The organism is Mycobacterium mantenii (genome assembly GCF_001667865.1).
Taxonomy (GTDB): domain Bacteria; phylum Actinomycetota; class Actinomycetes; order Mycobacteriales; family Mycobacteriaceae; genus Mycobacterium; species Mycobacterium mantenii_A.
In genome coordinates, this window is sequence record NZ_LZJP01000105.1 from 52,267 (window position 1) to 79,001 (window position 26,735).

A 26,735-nucleotide genomic window follows, 5' to 3' on the forward strand; every position below is an offset into this window, starting at 1 on the left:
GGCGCCGTGACTGAAGCGATGGAGGCCGAGTTCGACACCGTCGCCGAATGGACCGCGCAGGTCGCGGCCGAACTCGGGCCCGACTATCACCTCCCCGCCGGCTGCCGGGGAAGCGGCAGTCCGGCCGCCCTCGACTGGCTCATCGAGCGGATGGAGCTCACACCTCATGCCACGCTGGTCGACTCCGGCGCCGGCGTGGGTGGCCCTGCGGCCTACGCCGCGCGATCCGGCGCGGTGCGGCCCGTTCTCGTCGAGCCGGAAACGGGGGCGTGCCGCGCGGCGCAGAAATTGTTCGGCTTTCCGGTGGTGTGCGCAATGGGATCGGCCCTGCCGATGAAGGACTCGAGTTGTGACGCCGCCTGGTCGCTGGGCGTGTTGTGCACGACGCCTGATCAACTGGCGCTGCTCACGGAGTTGCGCCGCGTGGTGCGGCCGGGCGGGCGCATCGGATTGCTGGTTTTCGTCGCGCACCGGGACATACCGTCAAATACATTGGAAGGCAATCACTTTCCGACACCCAGTGAATTGCGTGAGTTGTTGACCGGGGCTTCGCTTCACGTCGATGAGTGGGTCGGCACTGCGGCCCTTCCACCGATCGCGGACTCGTGGAACGAGCGTGTCGACACCGTGGAGAGCGTCCTGCGCGATCGGCATGGGCACACGCAGGCCTGGCAGCTGGCCGAACGGCAAAGTTCGAGGATCGGTCGGTTGCTCGAGGATGGCACCCTGACCGGCGAGTTGTTGGTGCTGCGTCACGCTTGAGCGACTACGCGAGACCACATCATGCGCGAAGCGCCATAAGGATCCCGACCCGCCCGGCGTCGGCTTCGCTGCGCAAGGCGGTGGTGCCCAGGTCGAACTTCACACCGGGGACCGCCGCGTTCACCGACGGGTTGCCGGTCCACCACGTGATGCGTACCAGGGCGTCGTCGTACCATCCGGTGCCGTCCCAGAGCGGGTTGTCGCCGGCCGCGCGACGGAGCAAGCGCCAGCCGCCGTTGCAGAAGCTGTTCGCGCGGTCGCCGGTGCGGTGACCGATGTCAGCACATTGTCACCGAGCCGGAGACCGGCGGTTAGCGCCCGGTGGCCTGGAAGATGACCCGCCGCGCGATCTGGACCGCGTGGTCGGCGAAGCGTTCGTAGAACCGGCCCAACAGGGTGGCGTCCACCGCGGCGGCGACTCCCTGCGTCCAAGCGGAATCCTTGAGCACCGCCAACAGCTGGTGGTGCAGCTCGTCCATCGCGTCGTCGTTGTGGCGAATCTGGGCGGCCTCGCGCGGGTCCTGCGATACCAGCACTTGCCGCGCTTCGAGCGCCAGCGCTTCGGCCGCTTCACCCATGGCGGCGACGTGTGGGCGCAGCTCGGCGGCGACGGCCGGATAGGGGTGGCGGCGGCGGGCGATCTCGGCGATGTGCACCGCCAGCTCGACCATCCGTCGCGCATCCGCGGCGATCCGCAACGCGCTGACGACCGCGCGCAGGTCGGTGGCCACCGGCGCCTGCAATGCCAACAACGCGAACGCGGTCTCCTCGACGTGCGCGTCGAGGGCGACGACGCTTCGCTGGCGGGCGATGACGGATTCGGCCGTAATCAGATCGGCTTCCAGCAGCGCCTGGCCGGCCTGGTCGATCGCCTCGGCGGCCATCGTGCACATGTCCGCGACCTGATCGGTCAGCATGTCGAGCTGATGGTGGAAACCGGTCCTCATCTTCAAGGGATAGCCCGCCAGAACCAAATAAACGCCCACGCGCAGAACGGCAGAAGATCCTGCCCGGGGTTGCCCGCTAGCTGATGCCCTCGGCGAGCGCGCGAGCCTCCTGCTCGGTTTCGACGGCGGGCCCGGAACCGGGCAACGGCTTGCCGGCGACTTCCGGGGTGAACAGCAACGTGACGGCTCCCACCACGCCGCCGAAGATCAACATGTACGCCGGCACCATCACGTTGCCGGTGCCGGACACCAGCGCCTGGGCGATCAGCGGCGTGATACCCCCGACGAGGGAAATCGAGATGTTGTACGAAATCGCCAGGGCGCCGTAGCGCACGTTGGTGGGAAACAGGGCCGGCAGCATGGCCGGCCCGGTGCTGTCGAAGCACAGTTCCATCAGGCCGATCAGCAGTACGCCCAGGAAGATCACCGGGTACACGCCACCGAAGCGGATCAGCAGGAATGCCGGGATGGAGGCCACGATCAGCAGCCCGCAGCCTGTCCACATGATCGGTTTGACGCCGATGCGGTCGGACAGGCCGGCGACGAGCACGACCGTGACCATCAAAATCGCCAACGTCGACACGATCATGACCAGTCCTGCGGTGTGCCCGACGCGCACGAAGAGCCTGAGGTACGTCGGCAGATACCCGGTGAGCATGAAGTCGGCGACCTGTGAAGTCAGCACCAGCGCCGCGCAGATCAGCATCGGACGCCACTGGGACGCGATCGTGCGCAGAACTTGCTGTCGGCCTTGGCCGCCCGGCACGGCAGCACCCTCATGCGCGCTCTGGTAGGCGGAGGACTCCTTGAGCCGGAGGCGCAGGTACAGCGCGACCAGGCCGAAGGGCAAACCCAGTAACAGCGGAATCCGCCAGCCATACGTGAGCATGGCGTCGTCCGGCAGCCAGGTCTGCAACCCCGTCACCAGCAACCCGGCCAGGACGAATCCGACCAGGTTGCCCATCGGCAAAAATCCGACCATCAGGCCGCGTCTGTGGTCGGGGGCCTGCTCCACGAGATAGGTCATCGCGCCGACATACTCACCACCGGTCGACAGGCCCTGAAATATTCGCGCGATGACGAGCAGGATCGGCGCCCAGATGCCGATGGTGCTGTAGGTGGGCAGCAAGCCGGTCATGGTGGTGCTCACCGTCATCATGAGGATGGTGACCACCAGCACCCGGTGACGTCCGATGCGGTCACCCAGCGGGCCGAAAATGAACCCGCCGAGCGGGCGCACCACGAACGCTGCCGCCAGCGTGCCGAAAGTCGCGATGAGGTGGACTCCGCTGACGCTCTTGCCGGGATAGAACACCTGGGCGATCGTGGTGGCGATATAGCCGTAGACCCCGAAGTCGTACCACTCCATGAAGTTGCCGATGGCGGTACCCATGATGGTTTGGCGCATCGCCGGATCGGCGACCCTGATGTCCTTACGTGCCCATTTCCTCCGGCGGCGGCGAATAACCATCGAATGATGGCTTACCCGAAACATTCTCGGGACGAACCAGCGGGGTCGGTTAATTGCGTCTTTCGTCGGGTTCGCGGCAGGCCGCGGCGACGATCCGGCGGGGCGGTGGCCGACCGGGATCGGGTCCAAAAAGTGCCAGCTAGTCCGGCGTCGCCGGCGCCGGTGGCGACGGCATCGGAGCCGCGCCGGCGCCGGGTTTGGTTATTCGCGTCACGTTCGGCCGGGGTGACGGTGGCTCATTGGCCTTTCAGGCTTCCGATGCGCAGCGAGAAGTCGGTGCGTTTGGGCGGCGGTGAGTCCTCGAACTGCTCGACGTAGCGACGGGGGTCGCGATCGGTGATCGGCAGCCCCTCGGTGGTGGGGTGCTCGGCCATGAACTCGCTGTATTGGCGGCCGAGCGCTTCGCGAAGCCCGACGGGTGCGTTGCGGCGAAAGTCCGACAGCCCTTCGCGTTCCTCCTCGCCCATGTGATCGTCGTTGGCCTGCCGGGTGCGCCCCACCGCGGCCCACCATTGCTCACTGCCGAGTGCGGCGGCGTTGGCCTCGCGCACGCCGTCGCGTATGTCGTTGTGATCGCCGATCGCGTCCAGCGTCTCGCCTTCGGCGTCCGCACCGCCGCGCTTCAGCAACTGCGGGTAGAAGATCTTTTCTTCGATGTATGCGTGCACATCCAGCTTGTCGGCGAGCGGACCCCACACGCGCTCGAGCGCGGCCTGATCGTCCGGAAGCTGCGCCTGCAGCTCATCCAGCCGCGCGAACTGTTCGCGGAACCATTCATGGTCGGCAAGGATCAGCATGGTGATGTCAGCCATTGGAGGGTCCCGCCTGTCTGAATGCCGGTCAGCCGGGGCTTACCCGGTTTACCAGCTGAGGTAACAGCGCGACGCGGGATCCGTCAACCGCGTTCATCGGCTCGCTTGTGCCTTTCGGCCGAGTTGGTGTGCGCCGCATAAGTTTCCAATTTGACGCGCGCGTTAGTCATTTGGTGGCCGTGCCCCACCGGCATTACCGTCGGTCCCGCGCTCGTCGCCACCGGCGCTCTGAACAGGAAGTCACCGGAAAGGCGCGGTTGTCGGGGCGGATACACTGGGGCCGTCAGTCGAGCGATCAGCTTCGATCGCACCCGTAAAACCAAACGAATCAGTCAGAGGTTGTGCCTTGTCCGAAATACCCGGTGATGCCGTCAGCTTGGAACCGCATTTCGAGGACGTACAAGCGCACTACGACCTCTCCGACGAGTTCTTCGCCTTGTTCCTAGACCCGACCCGCACCTACAGCTGCGCCTATTTCGAGCGCGACGACATGACGCTGGAGGAAGCGCAGTTCGCCAAGGTCGACCTCTCGCTGGGCAAGCTTGGGCTGCAACCCGGCATGACGTTGCTCGACATCGGGTGTGGGTGGGGCACCACGATCGTCCGCGCCCTCGAGCGCTATGACGTCAACGTCGTCGGTCTCACGCTGAGCCGCAACCAGCAGGCACACGTGCAGCGCCGTCTCGACAGCCACCCTTCGCAGCGATCCAAGCGCGTGCTGCTGCAAGGATGGGAGCAGTTCGACGAGAAGGTCGACCGCATCGTGTCGATCGGCGCCTTCGAACACTTCGGACGCGACCGGTACGACGAATTCTTCAAAACGGCCTACGAAGTCCTGCCGGCCGACGGCGTCATGATGCTGCACACCATCATCAAGCCCAGCGACGAGGAGTTCGCCGAGCGCGGGCTGCCCATCACCATGACCAAGCTGCGCTTCATGAAATTCATCATGGACGAGATCTTCCCGGGCGGAGACCTTCCGCAGGCCAAGGGCGTCGTGCAGCACGCCGAGCGCGCCGGCTTCGGTGTGAAGCTGATCCAGCCGCTGCGCCTGCACTATGCGCGCACCCTCGACACCTGGTCGGCGGCGCTCGAGGCGCACCGCGACGAGGCCATCGCGATCCAGTCCCAAGAGGTCTACGACCGGTACATGAAGTACCTGACCGGGTGCGCGGACCTGTTCCGCGAGGGCTACACCGACGTCGCGCAGTTCACCCTGACCAAGGGCTGACGGCGATTCGAGGACCTGGCCGGTCGGGCTTCCCGATTGGCCGGGGTGCGGTTTACCGGCGCAATTTCGCGGGTAACTCCACGGCAACAACCTGATTCGGTAGGCGCCGATGTCCTTTGGTGCAACGCCGCTGGGAGGACTGACCGTGAGCGCCAAACACCGAATGCCGGAGCAACCGGAGCGCCAGCCGACGTCGACCGATGATGGTCGGCGCCGCGGGCTGTCCGGTGCCGCCACGGTGTGCGAAATCGCCTCTGCTTCGCTGCTCGGTGCCGCCTGCCTGATGGCGCTGGTGCTCAACGGAGCCCAACCCGAGAAGCGCGCTGTCGCGGCTAATCTCGAGCCGCCCGCCGTCGCGCAACCGGTAAGTCAAGAGGGAACCGTTGTTGCCGTGACGGCGGACTCGGTGACCATGCGCAGCGCCGACGGGCACATTCAGACCTATCGCTTCACCCCGAACACCACCGTCGTGAACCACGGCACCCACCAATCGATCACCGCCGCACCAAATTTCACGGTCAATGACAAAGTCATTGTGGTCGGCACGATCGAGGGCGGCAGGGCGCTGGCTACCGCGGTGGCCTACCGCGGATCAGGGCATGGTGAGGCTCCGCCGATGGATTACGCTGACGGGCAAGCGCTTCCGTCCGGCGCTGCCTGAGGTCAACTTCGGAATTCTCGGTCCCACGCGGCCGCCTGCGACAGCCGGGCGCCGCTCGCCGCGGCGGCATGTTTCCGGCCTAGTCTGGTAGAGATCCGGACACAGGAGGCGCCATGAGCGAGCACGAAGCAAAGATGATCATTCTGTCGACCGACGACCTGGATGAGTCGATCCGGTTCTACAGCGAGACCCTGGGCATGCCATTGAAGTTCCGCGACGGCGCGCACTTCGCGGCCCTCGACGCGGGCCCGGTCACGCTGGCCCTGGCTACCGCGGTCGACCATCCCATTCCGGGGCAGGTGGTGGTCGGCATCAAGACCGCGGACGTCGACGCCGCGGCAAGGGCTGTCGAGGCCAGCGGCGGCGGCATCGTGAAGGACCCCTACGACGATGCCCATGAACGACGCGCCGTCGTCTACGACAACAAGGGCAACGGCTTGGTCTTCTACAAACCACTGGCGCGGTAACAGCGCGTCTACGAAAGTGCCGGAGCGTGGCTACTTTCCGGTGCGCTCGCGGTGCTTGCATCCGGGCCAGCAACACGGCCGGCGCTTGCCCTCTTCCAGCTCCTCCTGGGTCCGGCGGATGCGGCGCTCTCGGGTCGCCTGCTGTTTGGCATCCTCGACCCAACAGATGAACTCGTTTCGGGCCAGCGGCGTGATGTCGTTCCAGGCGGCAAGTGCGGTGGCGTTGCCGATCAGCGAGTCACGCAGGTCTGCCGGCAACTTGTGCACCACCCCGCCGGGCACGCGCTGGCCGCTCATTGGCCGACCAACTGCGCGCTGTCATTGTGCAATTCGTCGCGGCGCAACGTCATCGGGGTAAGAGCGGGGACGTCGGCTCCCGCGACCACGGCGCGGGTGATCGGGGTGAGCGCCCGGAACAGCGTCTCGACCTCGTCGTCGCTGAGCGCGTCGAGCGCGGACAGGGCCAGCGTGTCGGTGGTCAATTCGATGTGGTCCTTGAGTTCCCGTCCGGCTGCGGTCAGCGTTCCGTCGTCGTCGAGCAGTCCCCGCTCGGCAAGCCGTTGCTCGTGTTCACGCCAGGATGTCTCGTCGTAGTCACGGGTGCGGGCGAGGTATTCGCGGGGGACGTTGCCCGCCGCGGCGTGCAAGACGTTGGATTCCCGCCCGGAGATGCCGGCCGCGGCCAGCACCGCCACATGAGCGTCGCCACGTTGTTCGCGCAGCAGCGTGGTGGCGTGCCATAGCGCGGACAGCGGGTCGTCCGGCCAGGGCAGCGCCAGGTTCGCGGCGAACAGCGGACGCGCGTCGAGCGGAGCATGGCGGGCCGCTCGGCCCGCCAGTTCGGCTGCGACACGCACATTTTCGTCCGAACCCAGCCCATAGCGGCGTAGCGCCGCCACCGCGGACTCCTGCCGAGCCTGCAATGCGGCATGCGGACCCGCGATCTCCCATGCCGCCGGCAGTGCCTTGGCCACCCGTTCGGGTGCGAAGTTGTAGAAGACCGCGGTGACCACCTCCCGCGGCACCATGCCCAGCGGCGCCGAGCGCGCCGCGAAATAGCCCATCCAGAAACCCCGGTAGCCCAGTGCATCGAGCGCCGCCCGCGCCTCGGGCGCGAAATACGTCACCGCGTGCACCGGTTCGTAGCGATCGAAGAAGCGTCGGGCCAGCACCGGTTGTCGTCGCATGCTGGCAGTTAACCACCGGCGCCCGCCACGACCAAGGACGGACCTGCGCGGCACGCCAAGCGTCTCAGCTTAGGCTCGAGAAGTGACCATCCCTTATAACCAGCCACTGCGCGAGCGGATTCGAGGCAATCTGGCCGGCCACGAGCGCCGCGTGGTGACCGACCCGACGAAGCGGCACGCGGCCGTCGCGGTGGTGCTCGTCGACTCCGAGGTGGGGGAGGACCGGGTGGATCCGGTGTCGGTGGACCACTGGAATGCCGGGCGCGCGATGCCCGCGGCACACCTGGACGGACGCATGGTCGACGTGTCCGGCGGTGCGGCCTTTCTGCTGTGCCGCAGGGCTTCTCGACTCAACTCGCATGCGGCGCAGTGGGCCCTCCCGGGCGGCCGGCTCGATCCTGGCGAGACAGTGGTCGACGCGGCGCTGCGCGAATTGCACGAGGAGGTGGGCATCGAGTTGCCCGATTCGGCGGTGCTGGGTTTGCTCGACGACTACCCCACCCGTTCCGGATACGTGATCACCCCGGTGGTGGTGTGGGGGGACGGACGGCTCGAGCCGCATCCGGCCCCCGACGAAGTTGTGGCCGTCTACCGGGTGGGGCTACACCAACTCCTGCGTGACGATTCGCCACGCTTCATCGACATCCCGGAAAGCCCACGACCGGTCGTGCAAATTCCGTTGGGTAATGACCTCATCCACGCGCCCACCGGCGCCGTGCTGCTGCAGTTGCGGTGGTTGTGCCTGGAAGGGCGAGCCGATCCGGTCGACGGGTTGGAACAACCGGTTTTTGCGTGGAAGTAGCGGACGCCGGGCTCGCTTCAGCATTGGCCCGGCGCGCCGAACAGCAAGTCCGCCAATTCGCTCAGCGAGGTGCCCGAGACATCCCAGGCGTCCGAGGGCTCGGGACCCGGTTCCTGGCCCAGCCCGTTTTCCCCTGGCCGCGCGACGAAACCCGTGGCCAGGCCGCTCTTCTGGGCCGCCGCGAGGTCGGAGGGGTGCGCCGCTACCAGCATCACTTCACCGGGGTCCAGACCCAGCAGCCGGACGGGAGTTTGGTAGGCGCGCGGATCGGGCTTGAACGCCTTGCTGACATCGGAACCGAGTACCACATCCCAGGGCAGGCCCGCGTACTTCGCCATATCGACCAACAGTCCGGTGTTGCCGTTGGACAGCGGCCCGACAATGACGTGTTGCTTCATGGCGGCGATGCCGTCGACGCTGTCCGGCCACGGTGGCAGCCAGCGCCACGACCGGGCGAGCGCCTCCACCTCGTCACCGGGCAGCGCGTCGGTGGTGACGCCGAACTTCTGGAAGGAGGCGAGCAGGTTTTCTCGGTGCAGAACGTCCAGCGACACGAATTCCCGCAGGCCCGAGCGGACTTCGGACATTGAGGGCACGTACCGGCTCCGCCATTCCACCGCGAATGCGTCTGGGTCGAGGCTGATGTGATGGCGTCGCGCGAAATGCCGCACCGAGTCGGCGATCCCGGAACGCCAGTCGACGACCGTCCCGAAGGTATCGAACAGAACGGCGCGCACTGCCCGGCCGGTCGAGGGCGAGCGGTAAACGGTCATTCCTCAGGCTAGCGCCGCGCGCGGCGGCGTGGCTGCGCGTCGCCCGCCGCGCCGGCCGAGAGGCGACGTTCGACGATGCTCAGCGCGCGCTCGGCCCATCGAATGTTCTCCTTTTCGAACGAGATTCCGCGCATCAGCGTCAGGTAGGGCCCAACTCTTTCGGTCTGGGCCAGGTAGTCGCCTTCGGTGCGCCCGTCCAGCATTCGCGCTCGCAATCGTTCGTAGCGTTGCACTTTGGCGCTCGCCCAGTGCAGGCGTTCGCGAATGAATTCCCGGACCGCCTCGATGTCTCCGGCGTCGGCGGCCTGGACCTTGACCAGCAGTTCGTCGCGGATGACCGAGGGCTTCGGTGCCTGCGCGGTGAACCGCCTGATCGCGTCACGGCCGGCGCCGGTCAGCGAGAACATGCGCTTGTTGGGCCGGCGCTCCTGATGCACCACTCGGGCCTGGATGAGACCTTGCTCAGCGAGCCGGTCGAGTTCGCGATACAGCTGCTGCGGGGTGGCCGGCCAGAAGTTGGCGACCGAGGCGTCGAAGCCTTTGGCCAGGTCGTACCCCGAGGATTCGCCCTCGAGAAGGGCGGCCAACACCGCGTCACGCAGCGACATCGGTCGATGCTACAACGATGCGATTAGTCAACAAAGTGACCAACCACACCCTGGACAGCGCGCGACCGGCGCCCTAGCGTCGATCACACTTACTCAACAAGTTGACTATTCGAGGCCGCTAATGCACCCGTTCCGCAAAGCTGTCGAAGAGCGCGATGAGAAGAGCATCCAGGCGATGCTGGCCGACTCCGTGGTCTTCACCAGCCCGGTGGCGTTCAAGCCATATGTCGGCAAGCCGATCACGGCCGCCATCCTGCGCGGCGTGCTGCGAATCTTCGAGGACTTCCACTACATCCGCGAGATCCACGACCCCGAAGGCCGCGACCACGCGTTCGTGTTCGAGACCGGGATAGTCGGGGTGCCGGGGGTGAAGATCACCGGATGCGACTTCCTGCACTTCAACGACGACGGTCTGATCGACGACTTCATGGTGATGGTGCGGCCGCTGTCGGGCGCGACGGCTCTGTCCGAGGCGATGGGTGCGCAGTTCGATCGGATCCAACAGGAGGCGCTCGAATTGGCCAATCAATCCGGCACCGCGTAGAAGTAAAGACCATGCGGATTGGACTGAGCGTCAACTATGCGGGCGGCTTCAAGGACGTGGCCGCCGAAGTGGCCGACCTGGAACGCGCCGGACTGGACATAGTCTTTGTCCCCGAGGCGTATTCGTTCGACGCGGTGAGCGCGCTGGGCTACCTGGCCGCGAGCACCGAACGGGTCGGACTGGCCTCGGGCATCCTGCAGCTCTACACCCGAACCCCCACCCTGACCGCGATGACCGCGGCCGGCCTGGACTACGTCTCCGATGGCCGGTTTACTCTGGGTCTGGGCGCGTCCGGACCGCAGGTCATCGAGGGGTTCCACGGTGTTCCCTACGATGCCCCGATCGGCCGGACTCGCGAAGTCATCGAGATCTGCCGCCAGGTGTGGCGACGCGAGACCGTGCAACATCAAGGCAAGCATTACACGATACCGCTGCCCGCCGACCAGGGCACCGGACTCGGTAAGCCGCTCAAGCTGATCAATCAGCCTGTCCGAGAGCGCATTCCGATATTGGTGGCCGCGCTGGGGCCGAAGAACGTCGAACTGGCGGCCGAGATCGCCGAGGGCTGGCAACCCATCTTCTATCTGCCCGAGAAGGCGAAGGACGTGTGGGGGGATTCGCTGGCCGCCGGCCGGGCCAAGCGCGACCCCGACCTGGGTGAGCTCGACATCTATGCCGGCCCCGTGCTAGCCATTGGCGAAAACGTCGAGCCACTAAGGGAATTCGTCAAACCGCACCTGGCGCTCTACATCGGCGGCATGGGTGCCAAGGGCAAGAACTTCTACCATGCGCTGGCCACGAAATACGGCTATGGGCCGCAAGCGGACCGGATTCAGGAGCTCTACCTGGCGGGTGACAAAGAGGGCGCCGCCAAGGTCGTGCCCGACGATCTGGTGCGAGACGTCAACTTGATCGGTACCCGCGAGTTCGTCAAGGAACGTCTGGCGGCCTTCCGTGAGGCGGGGGTGACCACCCTCAACGTGGCACCCATCGCGGCCACGACGGCTGAGCGGATCAAGCTGATCGAGACGTTGCGCCAACTGGTTTGACCGTCGGCGCTGTGCCTGGGCCGGCTCAGTCCTGGCGGTGACTATCCTGCCGTAACCGCACCGCCCTGGCGGCCGCCGCCGCGAAGGCCAGCACCGCCATCACGGACAAAATCGCCACCGACGCCGCGGACCCGACGGTGGCCAATATCAGCGGAAGCCCAAAGCCGACGTACGTGACGACGTAGAACATCCCGGTCAGGGCGCCGCGCAGGTGTGGCGGCGCGGCGGCCTCCAGGTCGATCAAGCCTTCGCGCAGGCAAAGGCCGGATGCGCAGCCGAGGACAAGCAATAGCGGCAGGCCCAACGCCGGGGTCACGGCCGGCGGGGCCAGCGCGGCCATCGTGTAGCCGAGCGCCGCCAGCACCGCACCGGCGGTACCGGCCTGCGGGCCCCACCGCAGCGCGCGCGCCAGCACTTGTACGACACCGCTGACGCCGTTGACGATCAGGGTGGCCGTGCCGGCCGCCATCGGGGCCGCCAGCGCGGTGTGCAACCGGGTGGGGATCGTGACGAATCCCAGTGTCGCCGAGGCGTATACCCACGGCGCCAGCGGCATGGCCCAACTCAGGGCCCGGCTCAATCCCTGCGCCGCCGGGGTTGTCGGTGCCGCCGGTCGCGCGTCGTACTCCTTCGCCGGCCGGGTGACCTCGATGCGTCGCCCCGCGCCGACGACGGCGAACGTCGCCAGCACGACAATGGCGGCGGCGACGCCGAACGACACGCGGATGCCGGATGGCCCGGCCGACACGATAAAGCCCCCGGCGAATGGACCCAGGGCGAAACCGGCCGTGAGTACCGCTCCGGCGGCCGCGGCACCCGCGGGGCCTCGCAGATCTGAAGCCCACGCGGTGCACGAGCTGATGGCGAGGCCCACACCGATGCCGACGATCAGGCGACCCAGCAGCAGGGCCTCCGTGTGCTGGGACAGCAGCATTACCGTCGTTCCCGCCAGGGCGGCCGCCGAACCCGCCAGCGCCACCGGCCGCCGTCCGAGCGCGTCCGACGTGCGCCCGCCGATCAACAACCCCGGCAGCAGACCCACCGCGTAAATACCGAAGATCCCGTCGAGCGTGGCCGTGCTGAGGTGCTCATCGCCGCTGATCACCGGCATCAAACCGACGAAGTGGTTGGCCACCCATCCCGTTGCCAGCAGCAGGGCCAATACGCTGACGAACAGCGTCTTACTCCCCGCCGGCTGGCGTCTGGTTCGGGCAGCGTCCTCCTGGCCGGTGCGCACATTCGACGAGGTCACCGAGGTCCTCCCTTCCAAAACCAGAGTCCATGCGCGACCGACCGACCTCGGTAGAACGCGACGTCACCCGGGGAGTTATTCCCGCTGAGCGCGATGACACCGCGCCGGCGCCGTGATGCCGCCGGTGCAAGGCCCGCCTGCAAACACGGAGATCACCGGTTCGGACACCCCTTCGGGGTTTGAAATCAGGCGATTTGGTGTACTGATACCACTACTCGCACCCAGGAAGGCAAATGATGAAGTACATTGCGGCAGCCACGATCGCGGTCTCCGTCTTGCTGTCCAGCGCGTGTTCGGCCTCACAGGTCATCAACACCGGCGGCGACACCAAGTGCAAAGACTTCACCACGCAGGACGAAAAGAAGCAGAACGAAGAAGTCAGCAAGATGCTCAAAGACAAGAGCGGTGCCGACCCGACCAATGTGGAGATCTCGGCGACGCGGCTCTCGGCGATGACGTACTGCCAGACCCTCGGCAAGCCGGACACCAAGATTTCCGAGGCACCGCACGGCTGACGGCGCCCGTCGGCGGTCGACTGGACGTAACCCCCAACGGCGCAGCGGAATTTCGCGGCGCCCGACGTGGCGGCGGCCACTTCGGCGCTGCTAGCTTTTCGCTTTCTCGAGCTCTCGCGGGAATGGCCGGCGCGCTTGCAGGCCACTGACGGGAGGCGCTTGCGCTGTCATCAATTTCTCCACCGGGTCCAATCGGCCCCCTGCACTTGACAAGCCGCCCAAAATATTCCGAACCGTCGCCGAAAGAACCGAGGGTCAAACGTCCCTAACTTCGAGTGACTCTCGCCGACGGCGAAGAAGGAAAGCCTTCCCGAGCATGGGGACCGGGATCGATAAGTGCCGGGTGAAAGGAACTGTGCCACAGAAGCATGAGCGTCAGACTGCGAAGGTCCACGCCGGACAACCTGGACCGGTGAGCGCGCCGCCGCCATAACCCCGAGCGCACTCCACCCGCGATCGCCACGCTGGCCTCGACCTCCCCGGCAGGACACTCGGAAGGGCCGCCGTTGCACAATCGTCCCCAAAACGCCGTCACGCTGCGTCGGCGCACCCGCACAATGACGCGATGCACACCGCTGACGGCTCCCGCCGATGCCTGTTGACCATCGCGTTGCTGGTTGCATTGGTGGGATGCGGCGGACCGGCACACAACCGCGGTGCACCGGCGTCAGGCGGCGATTTCGCGGGTCCGGTCGAGATCGGCAATGGCCGGCACATTTATCTCGAGTGTCACGGAAAGGGCGGGCCGACAGTCATTTTGGAGTCTGGCTATCACAACTCGTCGGATCCGTGGAGTCACTCCGATGCCGCGACGCCCGCAACGGGTCCGGCCGTGCTGCCTGCCCTCGCCACCGACCACCGCGTCTGCGCCTATGACCGGCCCGGCACCCTGCGCTATCCCGATCCGCCCAGCATCACCGACCGCAGTTCACCGGTTGCGATGCCACGCACCGCGCAGGACGTTGTCCAGGACCTGCACGCGTTACTCGCCGCCGCGCATCTTCCCGCCCCGTACACGTTGGTCGGGCATTCGCTGGGCGGGTTGTTCATCCGGCTGTACGCCCAGACCTATCCCGACCAGGTGCGGGCGTGTGCGTTCGTCGACGCCTTTCCGGTCGACATCCCGGGCCTGATGGGATCGGATTGGCCGACGTATCGCCAGGCGTTGGACCAGCCGTTGCCACAGTTCGCGAATTCGCCGTCGTTCGAGGTGATCGACATCGACAAGAGCGTCGCGCAAGTCGGTGCGGCCCCGGCGTTTCCGCCCGTCCCCACCGTCGTGTTGACCAGGACCGAGCCGTTCGCGATTCCCGGCACCGTTTCGGCCGAGCAGGGTGCGAGGCTCGAGCAGGTGTGGCGAGAGGCGTCGGCGGATCTGATCGCGCTGCGGCCACAGACACCGCACATGATCGCGACCGGCAGCGACCACTTCATCCAAATCCACCAGCCCGACCTGGTGGTGGCCGGCGTACGTCTGGCGATGCAGCGATCGGACGCGCACCACTGACCCGCCGGTGTGCGACGCACGCGGTGTCGGCTCCGATTCAGAAGAACGTCCCGGCATGCGGTGCGTCCGGCACCGCGAACAGTCGATCGGCCACATCCAGCGCCGCCGAATCGTCAGCCCGGGCCAGCCCGGCCGCGGCGAGACTGCGCCAGCTCGTGCCGCCGAGCAGTGCGGCACCCAGCCCCTGGATCCCGACGTGGACGTCGGCGCGACGGGTCGTCAGCTCGGCTCCGTCCCCGGTGATCGTGAACATCGCCGAATTGTCCGGCAACACAGGATCATTCACCGCGATCGTGACGGTTCCGCCGCCAACATAGGATCGCGCTGTCAGCGCACGCTCCGCATCGATGACGCGCAGCCATGTCTCGTCGTGCACGGCGGTAACCTTCGTCGCCCGGCGATCAACGAACAGCCACGGCAACGCGTTGTCGATGGGTAGCATCCAAAACACCACTCGGTGAACGAGATCCAGGCCGAGCAGGAAACGCAGTAAACCGAGAAAGGCGTCTGCGGTGGGCGCGAAGAAGTCCTCGACCACGATGGTGCGCTGGTCGCTGACGAACCAATTCTCGGTGCCGGTGGGCCGATAGCGGACGAAACCCGACTCGGCGCCCGGTTCGCCGTGGGCGGCGACGTACCAAGCCCCGGAGGAGGATTCGGCACGAAGCCGAGCGCTTTCCCACCACACCCCGGGCCGGTCGATCGTTCCGGGGCGAGACGGACGATTGGCGTCATAGATGCGGGGCAGGACTTCCCAGACTTCGGCGGCATCGAGCAGCCGCACCGGACCACCGAGGCCGACACCGGGACGGAACGCCGCCCGCGCGCTCGTAATCTCCACGCTTTGAAAACAACTCGCCACGCCGTAGCCGTACCGCTCGTAGATCGTCGCCTCCGAGGCCCGCAACGAGGCGACCACCTCGCGGCGCGCCGCGATGTCTCGCAGTTGGTACCGGACCAATTCGGTGGCAATGCCCCGTCGCGTGAATGACGGCAGCACGCCGATGTGTGTCACGGCGGCGTGGTTCACCGTCGCTCCGCCGGGAAGGGTCATCGTGCTCGTCACCGCGTCGGCGGTGCCGACCAGTTGCCCGTCGACGAATGCGCCGACGGTACGGCCCGGGTCGAGCAGCTTGGTGATCTGGCCGGGCGACAGGTTCGACAGCGGCGGCAAACCCACCATCGCGGTGCGGAACAATCTGGCCGCGGCGACGAGGTCGTCCTCGGTGTCGAGGGTCCGGATCTCGGTGGTCATTCGGTCATCATGTCGCGCTGGGCGCACGGAGTCACCCGACGGGCGTGATCCCCGCGTTGGAGATCGTGAAGCCATGGCCCGACGAAATCGTGCAGGTGACTCCGTCGGTCGTGGATGCACAACTGAACGGGCCGACTCCGGCGGTTTGGCCGTAGGCGAGAACCGGCGTGCCGATTCCCGCGTTGCCAATGCAGGAAATGCCCGTGCAGTTGGTGACCGCTCCGGCGGTGGACAGGCGCGCGGACGCGGGCGGTTCGTTCGTTTGGCAGTAGGCCTCGTCCGGGATGCCGGGATCCCGCTTGTAGTTGACCTCGCAACTGATGTTGCGCGATGGGGACAAGAAGGCGCACACCGATGCCGTGCAGACCGGGTTGTCCGCGATCGCCCGGGGCGCCCCCACGCAGCCGCCAACGACGAGGAATCCGAGTGCCGCGACGACCGCACGCTTCACGTCAGCCCCTAACGGTTGGTGTGCCGCAGAAGGTATCAGACGCAATCCGGTTGCGGGCCCGCTAACGGATAGGCAATCCGGTGAGCGCCCGGGAGACGACCAGGCGCTGGATCTCGCTGGTGCCCTCGAAGATGGTGAAGATCTTCGCGTCGCGGTGCATCCGCTCCACCGGGTAGTCGCGGGTGTATCCGTTGCCGCCCAGGATCTGTATCGCCTCGTCGGTGACATAGACCGCGGTTTCGCTGGCCACCAGCTTGGCCATCGACCCCTCTGCGGAGTCGAAGGACTGGTTGTTGCGGGCCATCCATCCGGCTCGCCACACCAGCAATCGGGCGGCGTCGATCCGGCATTTCATGTCCGCCAGCTTGAACGCCACCGCCTGGAATTCACCGATCTTGCGGCCGAATTGCTCACGCTGGCAGGCATAGTCGAGGGCGTACTCGTAGGCGGCCCGGGCCACGCCGACGGCCATCGCACCGACCGTGGGCCGGGTGCGCTCGAAGGTCTTCATCGCGGCCTGCCCGCGCGCGGAGGCGCCGGATTTGACGCGGGCGATCCTGGCTTCGAACTTCTCCCGGCCGCCGAGGATGTGGTCTTCGGGCAGGCGCACGTCGTCGAGCACCACCTCGGCGGTGTGCGAGGCGCGGATCCCGTGCTTCTTGAATTTCTGCCCCTGCGCCAGCCCCTTGACGCCCGCCGGGATGACGAAGGTCGCCTGTCCGCGGGTGCCGAGTTCGGGATAGACGGATGCCACCACGATGTGCACGTTGGCGATGCCGCCGTTGGTCGCCCAGGTCTTGGTGCCGTTGAGCACCCATTCATTGGTGGCCTCGTCGTAGCGCGCCCGGGTGCGGATGGCGCCGACGTCGGAGCCCGCGTCGGGTTCGGACGAGCAGAACGCACCGAGCTTGGGTTCGTCGGCGGTGCCGAACATTTCGGGCAGCCACCGGCCCAACTGCTCGCGCGTTCCGTTGCCGGCCAGCGCCGCCGCGGCCAGCCCGGTGCCCATGATGGACAGCGCGATACCCGCGTCACCCCAGAACAGTTCCTCGAACACCGTCAACATGCCCAGGCCGGTGGGCTCGGCCGCCTGCTGCGCGAACAGGTCGGGGGAGTACAGCCCCACCTTGGCCGCCTCCTGGATCACCGGCCACGGTGTTTCCTCTCGTTCATCCCATTCCGCGGCGGCGGGACGGACGACATCGGCCGCGAACTGGTGCACCCAGTCGCGGACCTCGATCACGTCGTCGCTGAGTTGCAGTGAAAATGTCACAGCTCTACTCCTGAATCATTGTCGTTCAACGGGTTTCGGGGATTTGCGTATTGCGCGAGGACGCTGACGGTCTGGTTGACCCACGCCTCGAAATACCGTTCCTCATCGGTGTTGCCGGGCAGCCGGCCGGTGAGCGCCTGCAGCGTCGCGGCGTAGGACAGTGACCCGATTGCGACGGCCGCGGCCGCTTCGGGGTCGGGAATGCTGGTGCGGCCGGACCGATTCGATGCGGCCAGTTCGTCGGCGAAGCGTTGGTAGGCGTTGTCGGTGATCACCTGCCAGGTCTTCTCGTCCAGATCGCCGAGCTCGTCGGGCTCGCGCAGCATGACCTTGAGCAGATCCTCGCTCTGTTTGAGGTTGCTCCAGATCAGCTGGCCGGCGATGCGCACCGCTTGCTCGACGCTTCCCGGTTGCCCCGCGTCGTACTGCTCCCGCGCGGCCACGATGCTGTCGATCCGGTGCGCCACCGCGGCCTCGAGCAGCTCGCGCTTGGAGCCGAAGTGCTTGTAGAGCGCGCCCGAGCCGGGCGCCAGGCCCGACTCACGCTGGATGTCGGCCACCGACGTCGTCGCGTAGCCCTTGGCGGCAAACAGCCGCAGCGCCGCGGACAGCAACCGGTCACGTCCCCGGCCAGGTCCAGCGAGCATGGTGAGAGAGTACTCACTCACCCTGGTCGCGGCAAAATCGGCCCGGTTCTGGCACGTGCCGGAGGAGAGGGCTATACGCCTAGCGTTAAATTCTTGCGAAACGCCACGGCGCTTGAACGCGCCGGACCGGTACGGCTGTGAGGGTTGTAGTCAGGTTGGTTGATAAGGCCCACCCGGCCGGTCGGGTCCCCACCGCCGACGGCGAGCCACTGAAGGAGCCTGACATTCGCGTCCTACCGCGTGTACAGCTGCCGATGCGGGTGCTGTCGCTGCGCACCATCGTCATCGTCGCCGCCATATCGGTGATGACCCTCGTCGTCCTGCTGGGCACCTGGGTGTGGGTGGGCGTGACCAACGATCAGTACAACCAGCTCGACCGCCGGCTCGATTCGGTCAGCAGCCTGGGCGACATCAGCAGCCTGCTCAACAATGCGGAGTACACCAGCCCGGACCGGCCCGCGCCGGACGGCAACCTGGTGCGCACCGCGCGTATCGGGGACGTCACCGTGTCGGTGCCCAGCAGCATCGTGTTGCCTCAGCTTCCCGACGGCTATGCCAACACCACGATCAACGGGGTGCAGTACCGCGTCCGCACCTTCACCGCGGGCAGGGCCTCCATAGCGCTGGCCGCGCCGTTGGCCGAGGCCCAGCACCGGATCAACGAACTGCATCTGCGGGTGTTGCTGATCTGTGCCAGCGTGATCGGCGGCACCGTGGTCGTGGGCTGGGTGATCTCGTTGATCATGGTCAATCCGTTCCTGCTGCTGGCCCAGCAGGCCCGCGCGATCAATGCCCAGTCCAGTCCCGACGAGGTCCAGGTTCGCGGCGTGCGCGAGGCCGTGGAGATCGCCGAGGCGGTCGAGGGAATGCTGGCCCGCATCGGCAAGGAGCAGCAGCGCACCAAGGCCGCGCTCGAATCGGCACGCGACTTCGCCGCGGTCGCCTCCCACGAGTTGCGCACGCCGTTGACCGCCATGCGCACCAACCTGGAGGTGCTTTCCACCCTGGACCTGCCGCCCGAGCAGCGTCACGAGGTCATCGGCGACGTCATCCGCACCCAGAGCCGCATCGAGGCCACCCTGACCGCCCTGGAGCGGCTGGCGCAGGGTGAACTGACCACCGTCGACGACTTCGTCCCGTTCGACATCACCGAGCTTTTGGATCGGGCCGCTCACGACGCGCTGCGCATCTACCCCGATGTGGAGGTGTCGCTGGTGCCCTCGCCGACGGTGCTGATGATCGGGCTGCCCACCGGGCTGCGGCTGGTGATCGACAACGCCATCGCGAACGCCGTCAAGCACGGCAATGCCGACAAGATCCAGCTGACCGTCGGTAGTTCCGGTGAAGGCGTAGAGATCGCGATCGACGACAACGGGACCGGCATTCCGGAATCCGAACGCGCCACGGTCTTCGAACGCTTTGCCCGCGGTTCGACGGCCTCGCGGTCGGGGTCGGGGTTGGGCCTGGCGCTGGTCGCCCAGCAGGCCGAATTGCACGGCGGCACAGCGGCATTGCAGACCAGCCCGCTCGGCGGCACTCGGCTGTTGCTGCGGCTGGCCGGTGACGGGCGTGGTCCGGCGTAGCGGCGGGCCGCTCGTGGCCGCACGCCCCGTGCACGCGAACGCACTCGATATCGGACAATGAGCCATGCTCGGCCACCTGGGCATCAACGTGCCCGACCTGTCAGCCGCAAAACGGTACTACGACGCGCTGATGCCCTTTGTCGGCTTTGAGCCGTTCTTTCATGCCGACGACGAATTTTCTTATCGGCCCGCCGAAAACAAACCGGGCACTTTCCTGTTCTTCTATCCGGCGGTCGAGCCGCATGAGTACTCGTCGCAGCAAACGGGGCTGCAACACCTGGCATTCATTGTGCGCCGTCGGTCCGCGGTGCACGCCGTGCACGATCACGTCGTCCGAGTCGGCAGCACTGTCGTCCACCCGCCTCGCCATTTCCCGCAATATCCCGGCCATTATTTCGCCACCTTTTGGTACGACCCATTCGGCATCAAACTAGAAGCCGTATGCCACCACGACCGCGACTAAATCAAAGCGCTGCGACGGGACCGTCGTGAGGTGACCGAGGTGCATTTGTGACTGTCGAGTCCTGAGTGGCGACTGGGGTTTATAAGCGACTCCTTCTGGGAATCCAGTTCTTTCGCGGCTGGGGCCAGGGTTGGTTAACTGAATTCCGGGCTTTACGTCCGGGCAAAACGGAGTGAATACAAGATCAACGAAACCGCATTACACTGAGGCCCCAAGCACGTGGATTCGGGGTTGAGCGTTCGGAGGGAAATCATGGGTTTTGTTACGTCGGTGCAGTCAGAGGCGGTTCTGGCGTCGGCGGGCGCCGAATCGGCCATCAGTGCGGAGACCGAGGCGGCGGCGTCGGCGGCCGCGCCCGTCCTGCTGGGAGTGCTGCCGATGGGCGGCGACCCCGACTCGGCCATGTTCGCGGCCGCGCTCAACGCCTGCGGTGGCAGCTACCTCGGCGTAGTGTCCGAGCACGCCGCCCAGCGCGGCCTGTTCGCCGGCACGCAGAGCATCGCCTCGAGCACCTACGTCGTCACCGAGTTGATGCGCAGCCTGACGATGGCAATCGGGGCCTAGACCCAAGCGACGTAAGAGGGGGAAGTACGCATGGCCGATCCGGGGTGGGCTGCGCGTACGCCTGAGGAGAACGACCTGCTGCTCAAGGCGGGGGCCGGCGTCATCACTCACTTGGCGAACCAGGCCGCCTGGACCGCGTTGGCTGCCACGCATCACGGCTCGAGCATCGCGTCGACGATCAATACCGTTGCGACGTCGGCGAGCTGGACGGGCTCGGGTTCGTTGGCCTCGGCGGCAAACGCGACCGCGCTGAACGCGTCGCTGCACGGGCTGGCCGGCTGGGTCGATGTCAAGCCCGCGGTGGTGTCGACCGCGGTCTCGGCGTACCAGATGGCATATGGCTCGATGCGCCCCGCTCCCGAATGCATTGAGAACCGCACCGAGACCGCCACCGATTACGGCATCAACCCATTGGTTCTCGGCGCATTGACCCCGCGAATCACCTCGTTGGAGCTCGAGTACTTCGGGTCGATGTGGCCGAACAACTCCGCGGTCGGGGCCAGCTACGGAACGATCCTGACGGCCTTGTCCCAAAGCCTGACCATTCCGCCGCCGATCGCGACCATGGGTGCGTCGCCGGCCGCACCCGCGCAGGCGGCCGCGGCGATCGGCGAGTCGGCCGCCGACGAGGGCGCCGGCGACGGCATGCGCGCCGCCATGCAGGGCGCCCAGACGGGGACGCAGGGGGCGGGCCGGGCGGCCTCGGGTGGCCAGGACTTCATGAGTCAGGCCGGCTCGTTGATGCAGCCGGCGCAGCAGTTGATGGGGGCGGTCCCGCAGGTCATGCAGGCTCCGATGCAGATGATGCAGTCGCCGATGCAGATGATGCAGCCGCTGATGGGCATGTTCGCCAACCCCGGCGCCATGGGCATGGGCGGGGCCACGCCCGCAGTGTCGGCGGTCTCGGCGACCAGCGGACTGTCCGCGGCGGAAGCCGGCGCGGGCGGCGGCGCATCCCTGGGCGGCGCGGGCATGCCCGCGACCAGTTTCACCCGTCCGGTCAGCGCCTTCGAGCCCGCCACCAGTGGCCGGCCGGTGGGCCTGCGGCCGGCCGGGGCATTAGGTGCCGAGGCCATCCGACCGCAGACCACGACGATGGGCGGTGCCCCGATGGGCGGTATGCCCGTGGGGCACGGGGCGGGAGGCGAACGCGGCTCCCGTGACAAAGCCGACCAGCCCGCGACCGTGCGGGTGGTCGACGCTCGAGTGTGAAGCCAACCCCCTGGTGAAAGGTGAATCGACAGGTCCAAATAGCCGCCATACACTTCGCTTCATGCCCTCACGGGGGGCGGCCCACCGGAGAAGGAGAATTCCGTGACAATCAAAGTGACACCGCAAATGCTTCGTGATGCTTCCAACGCTATCCAGGCGAACATGGAGCACGCGATCGGGATTGGCCAGGGATACGTCGCGAATCAGGAAAACGTGATGAATCCGTCCACCTGGTCTGGTTCGGCTGTGACCGCGTCGCACGCGACGGCCATCGAAGTCCAAAACGACTTGAACAAAGTCTTGACCGGTGGCACCCGCCTGGCCGAGGGCCTTACCAAGGCGGCTGCACTGATGGAGGGCCACGAGGCGGATTCCTCACACGCCTTTAGCGCGCTATTCGGCGGCCACGGCTCCTGAGCTCCCATCCATTCGCAATTCCATTAATGGCCTTTTGAAAGGAAATCCACAATGTCCGACCCGATCACCTATAACCCGGGAGCCGTAGCCGACTTCGCCACCGATGTCGCCTCCCGCGCCGGCCAGTTGCAATCAATTTTCGACGACACCTCCAACCGCACGCACGCCCTGCAGGAATTCTTTGCCGGCCACGGAGCATCGGGCTTCTTCGAGGCCCAGGCGCAGATGCTGTCGGGGCTGCAGGGTCTGATCGACACCATCCGCCAGCACGGGGTGACGACCTCCCACGTGCTGGACAACGCGCTCAGCACGGACCAGCACATCGCCGGTCTTTTCTGAGTCCATCCCAGGACAAGCGAAGGTGGGGCAGATGCGCCGAGCGTGTGTGCCCCACCTTTGGTTTCTTGTCCGCCCGTCCAGAGATTCGCTCGGTGAGGCCAAGGCGACATGCTGACAACGACGGTCGACGGCCTCTGGGTGTTGCAAGCGGTCACGGGGATCGAGCAGACCTGCCCTGAACTGGGGTTGCGACCGATGCTGCCGCGCCTGGACACCCCGGAGCGGGCGATGGGTCACCCCGCCGCCGCCGAGTTGGTGGCCGCCGGTGCGCTCGATGACGCCGGCACCGTCGACCCGATGATTCGTGAGTGGCTGACCGTCCTGTTGCGGCGCGACCTGGGACTGCTGGTGATGATGGGGGTCCCGGGTCGCGAGCCGACGCGCGCATCGATCTGCCGCTTCGCGACGTGGTGGGTGGTGTTGGAACGCCACGGCGACATGGTGCGGTTGTATCCCGCGGGGACGGCCGGCAACGAGGCGTCGGCCAGCGACCTCCTGGTCGGTCAGATCGAGCGGCTGTGCGGCGTGGCCGAGGCGGCGCCGCTGAAGCCGGTCACCCTTGACACCGAGCAGTTGCTGAACTCGGTGCGCGACACGGCCAGCCTGCGCTCGTTCCTGCTCGACCAGCGCCTCGACGCCGACCAGCTGCAGATGGTCCTGACGGCCGCCGACCCGGCACGGTCCGCGCACGCAAACATCGTCGGGCTGCAGGCCGGTGTCGGGCCGGACGAACTGGCGCGGATAGCGGTCGGCGATTCGACGGTGTCCATCGTCGACACTCCGGCGGGACGGATCTGCATCGAAAGCGTCACCTCGGGGCAGCGTCAGTACCAGATTCTCTCGCCCGGCTCGCGCACCGATATCGGCGGAGCGATTCAACGGCTCATCCGCCGGTTGCCCGCGGGCGACGAGTGGCACTCATATCGGCGAGTGGTCTGACGATGCGATGCGCAGCGAACCGCTGAAATCAACATAGATAACCAAAGTCTTGGAATAGCAACGCCTGTCGTACTTGAAAGGTTTCTGAACGGGTAAACGCGGTATCGCCGAGCGTGTTAGCATCTCGTCGTGACGAGCCCTTGGAATGACCCGAATATGTCGGACGAAGGAGCGCTCAGACGGGGGGATCCGTCAGGGGCCAGCAACTTCCCGGATTCGGTATCGGACACGATGCGTATCACCGATCTGGCCGCGCCGCGAAAAATTCCACCGGGGTCGGGTTGGCGGAAATTCATTTACACCATCTCGTTTCACAAAATAAATCCCGGTGAGTCGCCCAGTGAACGGCACTACCGCGATTTGCAAAACCGCATCCGGCGCCATATTCGGCGGCAGTACGTCATCACGGTCGTCTCCGGCAAGGGGGGCGTGGGCGTCACGACGCTCGTCGCCTGCCTCGGGGGTGTGTTCCGGGAATGCCGCCCGCAGAACGTGATTGCGATCGATGCCGTCCCGGGCTTCGGGACGCTTGCCGACCGCATCGACGAGTCACCGCCCGGCGACTACACCGCGATCATCAACGACACCGATGTCCAGGGCTACGCGGATATTCGGGAACACTTGGGCCAGAACGTTATTGGTCTTGATGTCCTGGCCGGCAACCGGACCTCCGACCAGCCCAGGCCGCTGGTGCCCGCGATGTTCTCCGGGGTGCTGTCGCGCCTGCGGCGCACCCACACGGTGATGATCGTCGACACCTCTCCCGACCTCGAACACGAAGTGATGAAGCCGGTATTGGAGAACACCGACACCCTGGTGTTCGTCTCGGGCATCACCGCGGACCGGTCACGCCCGGTGCTGAGGGCGGTGGATTACCTGCGTTCGCAGGGTTACCACGAGTTGGTCTCGCGCAGCACCGTGATTGTCAACCACACCGACCAGATCACCGATAAGGACGCGCTGGCTTACCTGACCGAGCGTTTCACCAAGGTCGGGGCGACGGTTGAAGTGCTGCCGTTTGATCCGCACCTCGCCAAAGGCGGCATCATCGACACGGTTCACGAGCTGAAAAAGAAGACGCGATTGCGCCTCTTCGAAATTACCGCCGGCCTGGCGGACAAATACATTCCTGACGCCGAGCGGTCCGTGCCGTGACAGCGCCGCATAAGGTCGCTTTCCCGGCGCGTTGTGCGGTCAACATTTCTTACGAAAAGCATCTCTGTTCGCAGGTATTCCCCGCCGGAATTCCGATGGAGGGATTCTTCGAGGGAATGGTCGAGCTGTTCGATGCCGACCTGAAGCGCAAAGGCTTTGACGGCATCGCATTGCCCGCGGGCAGCTACGAACTCCACAAGATCAACGGGGTTCGGCTCGATATCAATAAAAGCCTCGACGAGCTGGGCGTCCAGGACGGCGACACCCTGGTGCTGGTGCCCAGGGTGGACGGCGAGTCATTCGAACCGCAATACGAGTCGCTGTCAACGGGGTTGGCGGCCATGGGCAAGTGGCTGGGCCGCGACGGTGGCGATCGGATGTTCGCGCCGGTGACGCCGTTGACGGCCGCGCACACCGCGGTCGCGGTTATCGCGATGGCGGTCGGCGTCGTCGTGGCCCTCACCTTGCGGGCGCGCACCTTCACCGACGGCCTCATCCCGGCCGCGGTGGCGGGGGCGGTCGGTGCGCTGCTGGTGGTCGCGACGCTGGTCGTGCGAAGCGGATGGCGGGAACGGCGCGACCTGTTCAGCGGATTCGCGTGGCTGGCCGTGGTGTCGCTGGCCACCGCCGGTGCCTGCGCGCCCCCGGGCGTGCTCGGCGCGGCGCATGGGCTGATCGGTGCCGTCGTGGTCATCCTGGGCGCCGTCGCCATCGGGGTGACCGCGCGAAACCGTTGGCAGACCGCGGTGGTCACCGCGGTGGTGACGGTGTGCGGGATCCTGGCCGCGGTCGCCGCCGTGCGGATGTTCCGGCCCGCCTCGGCCCAGGTGCTGGCGGTCTGCGTGTTGGTCGGATTGCTCGTCCTGGTCCGGATGGCCCCACTGATCGCGTTGTGGGTGGCGCGGGTCCGGCCGCCGCATTTCGGATCGATCACCGGCCGGGACCTGTTCGCGCGGCGCGAGGGGATGCCCGTCGACACCGTGGCCCCGGTCAGCGAGGACGAATCCGAGGACGAGGACAACGAACTGACCGACATCACCGCGCGCGGCGCCGCGATCGCCGCCTCGGCGCGATTGGTCAACGCGGTCCAGGTAGGTCTGTGCGTCGGGGTCTCGATCGTGCTGCCCGCCGCGGTGTGGGGCGTGTTGACGCCCGGACGCCCGTGGGCGTGGTTGGCGTTGGTGGTCGCCGGGCTCGTGGCGGGCATCTTCCTCACCCAGGGGCGCGGATTCGCCGCCAAGTACCAGGCCATCGCCCTGGTGTGCGGGGCATCCGCCGCGGTGTGCGCGGGAGTGGTCAAATACGCCGTCGTCGAGCCGAAAGACGCGATGAGCGGGTTGATGTGGCCCGCGGTGGCGGTGGTGACCTTCGCCGCATTGGGTTTGGCCGCAGCGCTTTTGGTGCCGACCATGAGGTTTCGGCCATTCATCCGGTTGACCGTGGAATGGGTGGAAGTGCTCGCGTTCATCGTCTTGCTGCCTGCGGCGGCAGCCTTGGGAGGGCTCTTCACGTGGATTCGCCACTGAGAAGGGCCGCGGCGGTCACCGCCGCCGTCACCCTGGTCGCGATGTCAGCCAATATCCCTGCCGCACTGGCCATTACACCACCTTCGGTGGATCCGGGGATGGTGCCGCCGGACGGGCCACCGCGACCCGACCAGCCGATGCGCCGCGCCAACAGCTGCTCGAGCCCGATCACCGTGAGAAACCCCGATGTGGCGCAAATGGCCCCGGGGTTCAACCTGCTCAGCATCACGAAGGCATGGCAGTACAGCACCGGCAACGGTGTGTCCGTGGCGGTCATCGACACCGGGGTGTCGCCGAACCCGCGGCTACCGGTGGTGCCCGGC

At 66.5% G+C, this 26,735-nt stretch carries 31 protein-coding genes and 1 pseudogene; 19 read left to right on the forward strand and 13 right to left on the reverse strand.

Features of this window, described 5'->3' with window-relative positions; genetic code table 11:
* Positions 1-6: 6 nt before the first annotated feature.
* Positions 7-762, forward strand: a complete 756-nt coding sequence (locus tag A5688_RS20240) for a class I SAM-dependent methyltransferase (RefSeq protein ID WP_242660292.1) — start codon at positions 7-9, stop codon at positions 760-762.
* 19 nt (positions 763-781) lie between these two features.
* Here A5688_RS20240 and A5688_RS20245 read toward each other — a convergent pair whose 3' ends face one another.
* From A5688_RS20245 to A5688_RS20260, 4 genes are all read right to left on the reverse strand, one after another.
* A complete protein-coding gene (locus A5688_RS20245) occupies positions 782-985 on the reverse strand; it encodes a hypothetical protein (protein ID WP_067828268.1) in 204 nt (67 codons plus the stop codon).
* An 88-nt stretch (positions 986-1,073) separates the two neighbouring features.
* Positions 1,074-1,709 carry a phosphate signaling complex protein PhoU gene (gene phoU, locus A5688_RS20250; protein ID WP_067911131.1) on the reverse strand — a complete coding sequence of 212 codons (636 nt, stop codon included), beginning with the start codon at positions 1,707-1,709 and terminating at the stop codon, positions 1,074-1,076.
* A 76-nt stretch (positions 1,710-1,785) separates the two neighbouring features.
* A complete protein-coding gene (locus tag A5688_RS20255) occupies positions 1,786-3,117 on the reverse strand; it encodes an MFS transporter (protein WP_067828274.1) in 1,332 nt (443 codons plus the stop codon).
* A gap of 299 nt (positions 3,118-3,416) precedes the next feature.
* Positions 3,417-3,992, reverse strand: a complete 576-nt coding sequence (locus A5688_RS20260; protein WP_067828277.1) for a hemerythrin domain-containing protein — start codon at positions 3,990-3,992, stop codon at positions 3,417-3,419.
* A gap of 346 nt (positions 3,993-4,338) precedes the next feature.
* Here A5688_RS20260 and A5688_RS20265 point away from each other — a divergent pair, with 346 nt between their 5' ends.
* The 3 genes from A5688_RS20265 (at position 4,339) to A5688_RS20275 (ending at position 6,351) form a co-directional block, all read left to right on the forward strand.
* On the forward strand, positions 4,339-5,223 hold the full coding sequence (locus tag A5688_RS20265) for a cyclopropane mycolic acid synthase family methyltransferase (RefSeq protein WP_067828280.1): 885 nt from the start codon (positions 4,339-4,341) through the stop codon (positions 5,221-5,223).
* A gap of 145 nt (positions 5,224-5,368) precedes the next feature.
* Positions 5,369-5,884, forward strand: coding sequence for a hypothetical protein (locus A5688_RS20270; RefSeq protein WP_242660293.1), 516 nt, complete (start codon positions 5,369-5,371; stop codon positions 5,882-5,884).
* A 113-nt stretch (positions 5,885-5,997) separates the two neighbouring features.
* Complete coding sequence (locus tag A5688_RS20275; RefSeq protein WP_067911135.1) at positions 5,998-6,351, forward strand: VOC family protein; 354 nt, start codon at positions 5,998-6,000, stop codon at positions 6,349-6,351.
* 30 nt (positions 6,352-6,381) lie between these two features.
* Here A5688_RS20275 and A5688_RS20280 read toward each other — a convergent pair whose 3' ends face one another.
* Both A5688_RS20280 and A5688_RS20285 read right to left on the reverse strand, forming a co-directional pair.
* Positions 6,382-6,648, reverse strand: coding sequence for a YdeI/OmpD-associated family protein (locus A5688_RS20280; RefSeq protein WP_067828288.1), 267 nt, complete (start codon positions 6,646-6,648; stop codon positions 6,382-6,384).
* On the reverse strand, positions 6,645-7,538 hold the full coding sequence (locus A5688_RS20285) for an SCO6745 family protein (protein WP_067828291.1): 894 nt from the start codon (positions 7,536-7,538) through the stop codon (positions 6,645-6,647). The genes A5688_RS20280 and A5688_RS20285 overlap by 4 nt, the downstream gene beginning before the upstream one ends.
* Before the next feature lie 82 nt (positions 7,539-7,620).
* On the opposite strand from A5688_RS20285, the gene A5688_RS20290 reads away from it, so the two are divergent.
* Positions 7,621-8,340: an NUDIX hydrolase gene (locus tag A5688_RS20290; protein WP_067828294.1), complete on the forward strand. Its 720-nt coding sequence runs from the start codon at positions 7,621-7,623 to the stop codon at positions 8,338-8,340.
* A gap of 17 nt (positions 8,341-8,357) precedes the next feature.
* Here A5688_RS20290 and A5688_RS20295 read toward each other — a convergent pair whose 3' ends face one another.
* On the reverse strand, positions 8,358-9,113 hold the full coding sequence (locus A5688_RS20295; protein WP_067828297.1) for a haloacid dehalogenase type II: 756 nt from the start codon (positions 9,111-9,113) through the stop codon (positions 8,358-8,360).
* A gap of 8 nt (positions 9,114-9,121) precedes the next feature.
* Positions 9,122-9,721 carry a PadR family transcriptional regulator gene (locus A5688_RS20300; protein ID WP_067911136.1) on the reverse strand — a complete coding sequence of 200 codons (600 nt, stop codon included), beginning with the start codon at positions 9,719-9,721 and terminating at the stop codon, positions 9,122-9,124.
* A gap of 121 nt (positions 9,722-9,842) precedes the next feature.
* Between A5688_RS20300 and A5688_RS20305 the strand changes: the two genes are divergently transcribed.
* Positions 9,843-10,265: a nuclear transport factor 2 family protein gene (locus A5688_RS20305; protein WP_067828303.1), complete on the forward strand. Its 423-nt coding sequence runs from the start codon at positions 9,843-9,845 to the stop codon at positions 10,263-10,265.
* Between the two features lie 11 nt (positions 10,266-10,276).
* Complete coding sequence (locus A5688_RS20310; protein ID WP_067828307.1) at positions 10,277-11,314, forward strand: LLM class F420-dependent oxidoreductase; 1,038 nt, start codon at positions 10,277-10,279, stop codon at positions 11,312-11,314.
* Between the two features lie 25 nt (positions 11,315-11,339).
* Here the strand turns inward: A5688_RS20310 and A5688_RS20315 are convergent, their stop codons facing one another.
* Entirely contained in the window at positions 11,340-12,566 is a 1,227-nt protein-coding gene (locus tag A5688_RS20315) for an MFS transporter (protein ID WP_067828311.1), read from the reverse strand.
* Between the two features lie 233 nt (positions 12,567-12,799).
* Between A5688_RS20315 and A5688_RS20320 the strand changes: the two genes are divergently transcribed.
* Together A5688_RS20320 and A5688_RS20325 are read left to right on the forward strand one after the other, a co-directional pair.
* On the forward strand, positions 12,800-13,081 hold the full coding sequence (locus A5688_RS20320) for a hypothetical protein (RefSeq protein WP_067828314.1): 282 nt from the start codon (positions 12,800-12,802) through the stop codon (positions 13,079-13,081).
* A 565-nt stretch (positions 13,082-13,646) separates the two neighbouring features.
* A complete protein-coding gene (locus A5688_RS20325; protein ID WP_067828318.1) occupies positions 13,647-14,588 on the forward strand; it encodes an alpha/beta fold hydrolase in 942 nt (313 codons plus the stop codon).
* Positions 14,589-14,625: 37 nt separating this feature from the next.
* Here A5688_RS20325 and A5688_RS20330 read toward each other — a convergent pair whose 3' ends face one another.
* The 4 genes from A5688_RS20330 to A5688_RS20345 form a co-directional block, all read right to left on the reverse strand.
* Entirely contained in the window at positions 14,626-15,843 is a 1,218-nt protein-coding gene (locus tag A5688_RS20330; RefSeq protein WP_067911138.1) for a GNAT family N-acetyltransferase, read from the reverse strand.
* A gap of 31 nt (positions 15,844-15,874) precedes the next feature.
* Positions 15,875-16,294, reverse strand: a complete 420-nt coding sequence (locus tag A5688_RS20335; protein ID WP_067828324.1) for a DUF6636 domain-containing protein — start codon at positions 16,292-16,294, stop codon at positions 15,875-15,877.
* Positions 16,295-16,355: 61 nt separating this feature from the next.
* Positions 16,356-17,567, reverse strand: a complete 1,212-nt coding sequence (locus A5688_RS20340) for an acyl-CoA dehydrogenase family protein (RefSeq protein WP_067911144.1) — start codon at positions 17,565-17,567, stop codon at positions 16,356-16,358.
* Positions 17,564-18,214, reverse strand: coding sequence for a TetR/AcrR family transcriptional regulator (locus A5688_RS20345; protein WP_067828331.1), 651 nt, complete (start codon positions 18,212-18,214; stop codon positions 17,564-17,566). Before A5688_RS20345 ends, A5688_RS20340 begins: the two co-directional genes overlap by 4 nt.
* A gap of 254 nt (positions 18,215-18,468) precedes the next feature.
* On the opposite strand from A5688_RS20345, the gene A5688_RS20350 reads away from it, so the two are divergent.
* The 10 genes and pseudogenes from A5688_RS20350 to A5688_RS20395 form a co-directional block, all read left to right on the forward strand.
* Positions 18,469-19,797, forward strand: a complete 1,329-nt coding sequence (locus A5688_RS20350; protein ID WP_067828335.1) for a sensor histidine kinase — start codon at positions 18,469-18,471, stop codon at positions 19,795-19,797.
* Between the two features lie 64 nt (positions 19,798-19,861).
* The gene (locus A5688_RS20355; protein ID WP_067828338.1) at positions 19,862-20,260 is read left to right on the forward strand and encodes a VOC family protein; all 399 of its coding nucleotides are present in this window, start codon (positions 19,862-19,864) and stop codon (positions 20,258-20,260) included.
* 252 nt (positions 20,261-20,512) lie between these two features.
* Positions 20,513-20,824 (forward strand): PE domain-containing protein, encoded by a 312-nt coding sequence (locus A5688_RS20360; protein ID WP_067828342.1) that lies wholly within the window; start codon positions 20,513-20,515, stop codon positions 20,822-20,824.
* A gap of 30 nt (positions 20,825-20,854) precedes the next feature.
* A complete protein-coding gene (locus tag A5688_RS20365) occupies positions 20,855-22,036 on the forward strand; it encodes a PPE family protein (RefSeq protein WP_067828344.1) in 1,182 nt (393 codons plus the stop codon).
* A 102-nt stretch (positions 22,037-22,138) separates the two neighbouring features.
* Positions 22,139-22,453 carry a WXG100 family type VII secretion target gene (locus A5688_RS20370; protein WP_040630553.1) on the forward strand — a complete coding sequence of 105 codons (315 nt, stop codon included), beginning with the start codon at positions 22,139-22,141 and terminating at the stop codon, positions 22,451-22,453.
* A 51-nt stretch (positions 22,454-22,504) separates the two neighbouring features.
* A complete protein-coding gene (locus tag A5688_RS20375) occupies positions 22,505-22,792 on the forward strand; it encodes a WXG100 family type VII secretion target (protein ID WP_007771836.1) in 288 nt (95 codons plus the stop codon).
* Between the two features lie 108 nt (positions 22,793-22,900).
* A complete protein-coding gene (locus A5688_RS20380) occupies positions 22,901-23,731 on the forward strand; it encodes an ESX secretion-associated protein EspG (RefSeq protein WP_067828347.1) in 831 nt (276 codons plus the stop codon).
* Between the two features lie 129 nt (positions 23,732-23,860).
* Entirely contained in the window at positions 23,861-24,886 is a 1,026-nt protein-coding gene (locus tag A5688_RS20385) for a MinD/ParA family ATP-binding protein (protein ID WP_120312362.1), read from the forward strand.
* Positions 24,883-26,412, forward strand: coding sequence for a type VII secretion integral membrane protein EccD (gene eccD, locus A5688_RS20390; RefSeq protein WP_082951047.1), 1,530 nt, complete (start codon positions 24,883-24,885; stop codon positions 26,410-26,412). The genes A5688_RS20385 and eccD overlap by 4 nt, the downstream gene beginning before the upstream one ends.
* Positions 26,413-26,453: 41 nt before the next feature.
* Positions 26,454-26,735, forward strand: a pseudogene (locus A5688_RS20395) (type VII secretion-associated serine protease); the annotation flags it as partial.

What these genes read in the sequence shown, in the direction of transcription:
- A5688_RS20295 (WP_067828297.1), bottom strand. Translation starts at nt 9,113, where the DNA reads ATGACCGTTTACCGCTCGCCCTCGACCGGCCGGGCAGTGCGCGCCGTT.
- A5688_RS20255 (WP_067828274.1), bottom strand. Translation starts at nt 3,117, where the DNA reads ATGCGCCAAACCATCATGGGTACCGCCATCGGCAACTTCATGGAGTGG.
- A5688_RS20280 (WP_067828288.1), bottom strand. Translation starts at nt 6,648, where the DNA reads ATGAGCGGCCAGCGCGTGCCCGGCGGGGTGGTGCACAAGTTGCCGGCA.
- A5688_RS20310 (WP_067828307.1), top strand. Translation starts at nt 10,277, where the DNA reads ATGCGGATTGGACTGAGCGTCAACTATGCGGGCGGCTTCAAGGACGTG.
- A5688_RS20300 (WP_067911136.1), bottom strand. Translation starts at nt 9,721, where the DNA reads ATGTCGCTGCGTGACGCGGTGTTGGCCGCCCTTCTCGAGGGCGAATCC.
- A5688_RS20360 (WP_067828342.1), top strand. Translation starts at nt 20,513, where the DNA reads ATGGGTTTTGTTACGTCGGTGCAGTCAGAGGCGGTTCTGGCGTCGGCG.
- phoU (WP_067911131.1), bottom strand. Translation starts at nt 1,709, where the DNA reads ATGAGGACCGGTTTCCACCATCAGCTCGACATGCTGACCGATCAGGTC.
- A5688_RS20375 (WP_007771836.1), top strand. Translation starts at nt 22,505, where the DNA reads ATGTCCGACCCGATCACCTATAACCCGGGAGCCGTAGCCGACTTCGCC.
- A5688_RS20275 (WP_067911135.1), top strand. Translation starts at nt 5,998, where the DNA reads ATGAGCGAGCACGAAGCAAAGATGATCATTCTGTCGACCGACGACCTG.
- A5688_RS20320 (WP_067828314.1), top strand. Translation starts at nt 12,800, where the DNA reads ATGATGAAGTACATTGCGGCAGCCACGATCGCGGTCTCCGTCTTGCTG.
- A5688_RS20355 (WP_067828338.1), top strand. Translation starts at nt 19,862, where the DNA reads ATGCTCGGCCACCTGGGCATCAACGTGCCCGACCTGTCAGCCGCAAAA.
- A5688_RS20365 (WP_067828344.1), top strand. Translation starts at nt 20,855, where the DNA reads ATGGCCGATCCGGGGTGGGCTGCGCGTACGCCTGAGGAGAACGACCTG.
- A5688_RS20350 (WP_067828335.1), top strand. Translation starts at nt 18,469, where the DNA reads ATGCGGGTGCTGTCGCTGCGCACCATCGTCATCGTCGCCGCCATATCG.
- A5688_RS20260 (WP_067828277.1), bottom strand. Translation starts at nt 3,992, where the DNA reads ATGGCTGACATCACCATGCTGATCCTTGCCGACCATGAATGGTTCCGC.
- A5688_RS20285 (WP_067828291.1), bottom strand. Translation starts at nt 7,538, where the DNA reads ATGCGACGACAACCGGTGCTGGCCCGACGCTTCTTCGATCGCTACGAA.
- A5688_RS20380 (WP_067828347.1), top strand. Translation starts at nt 22,901, where the DNA reads ATGCTGACAACGACGGTCGACGGCCTCTGGGTGTTGCAAGCGGTCACG.
- A5688_RS20330 (WP_067911138.1), bottom strand. Translation starts at nt 15,843, where the DNA reads ATGACCACCGAGATCCGGACCCTCGACACCGAGGACGACCTCGTCGCC.
- A5688_RS20345 (WP_067828331.1), bottom strand. Translation starts at nt 18,214, where the DNA reads ATGCTCGCTGGACCTGGCCGGGGACGTGACCGGTTGCTGTCCGCGGCG.
- A5688_RS20305 (WP_067828303.1), top strand. Translation starts at nt 9,843, where the DNA reads ATGCACCCGTTCCGCAAAGCTGTCGAAGAGCGCGATGAGAAGAGCATC.
- A5688_RS20325 (WP_067828318.1), top strand. Translation starts at nt 13,647, where the DNA reads ATGCACACCGCTGACGGCTCCCGCCGATGCCTGTTGACCATCGCGTTG.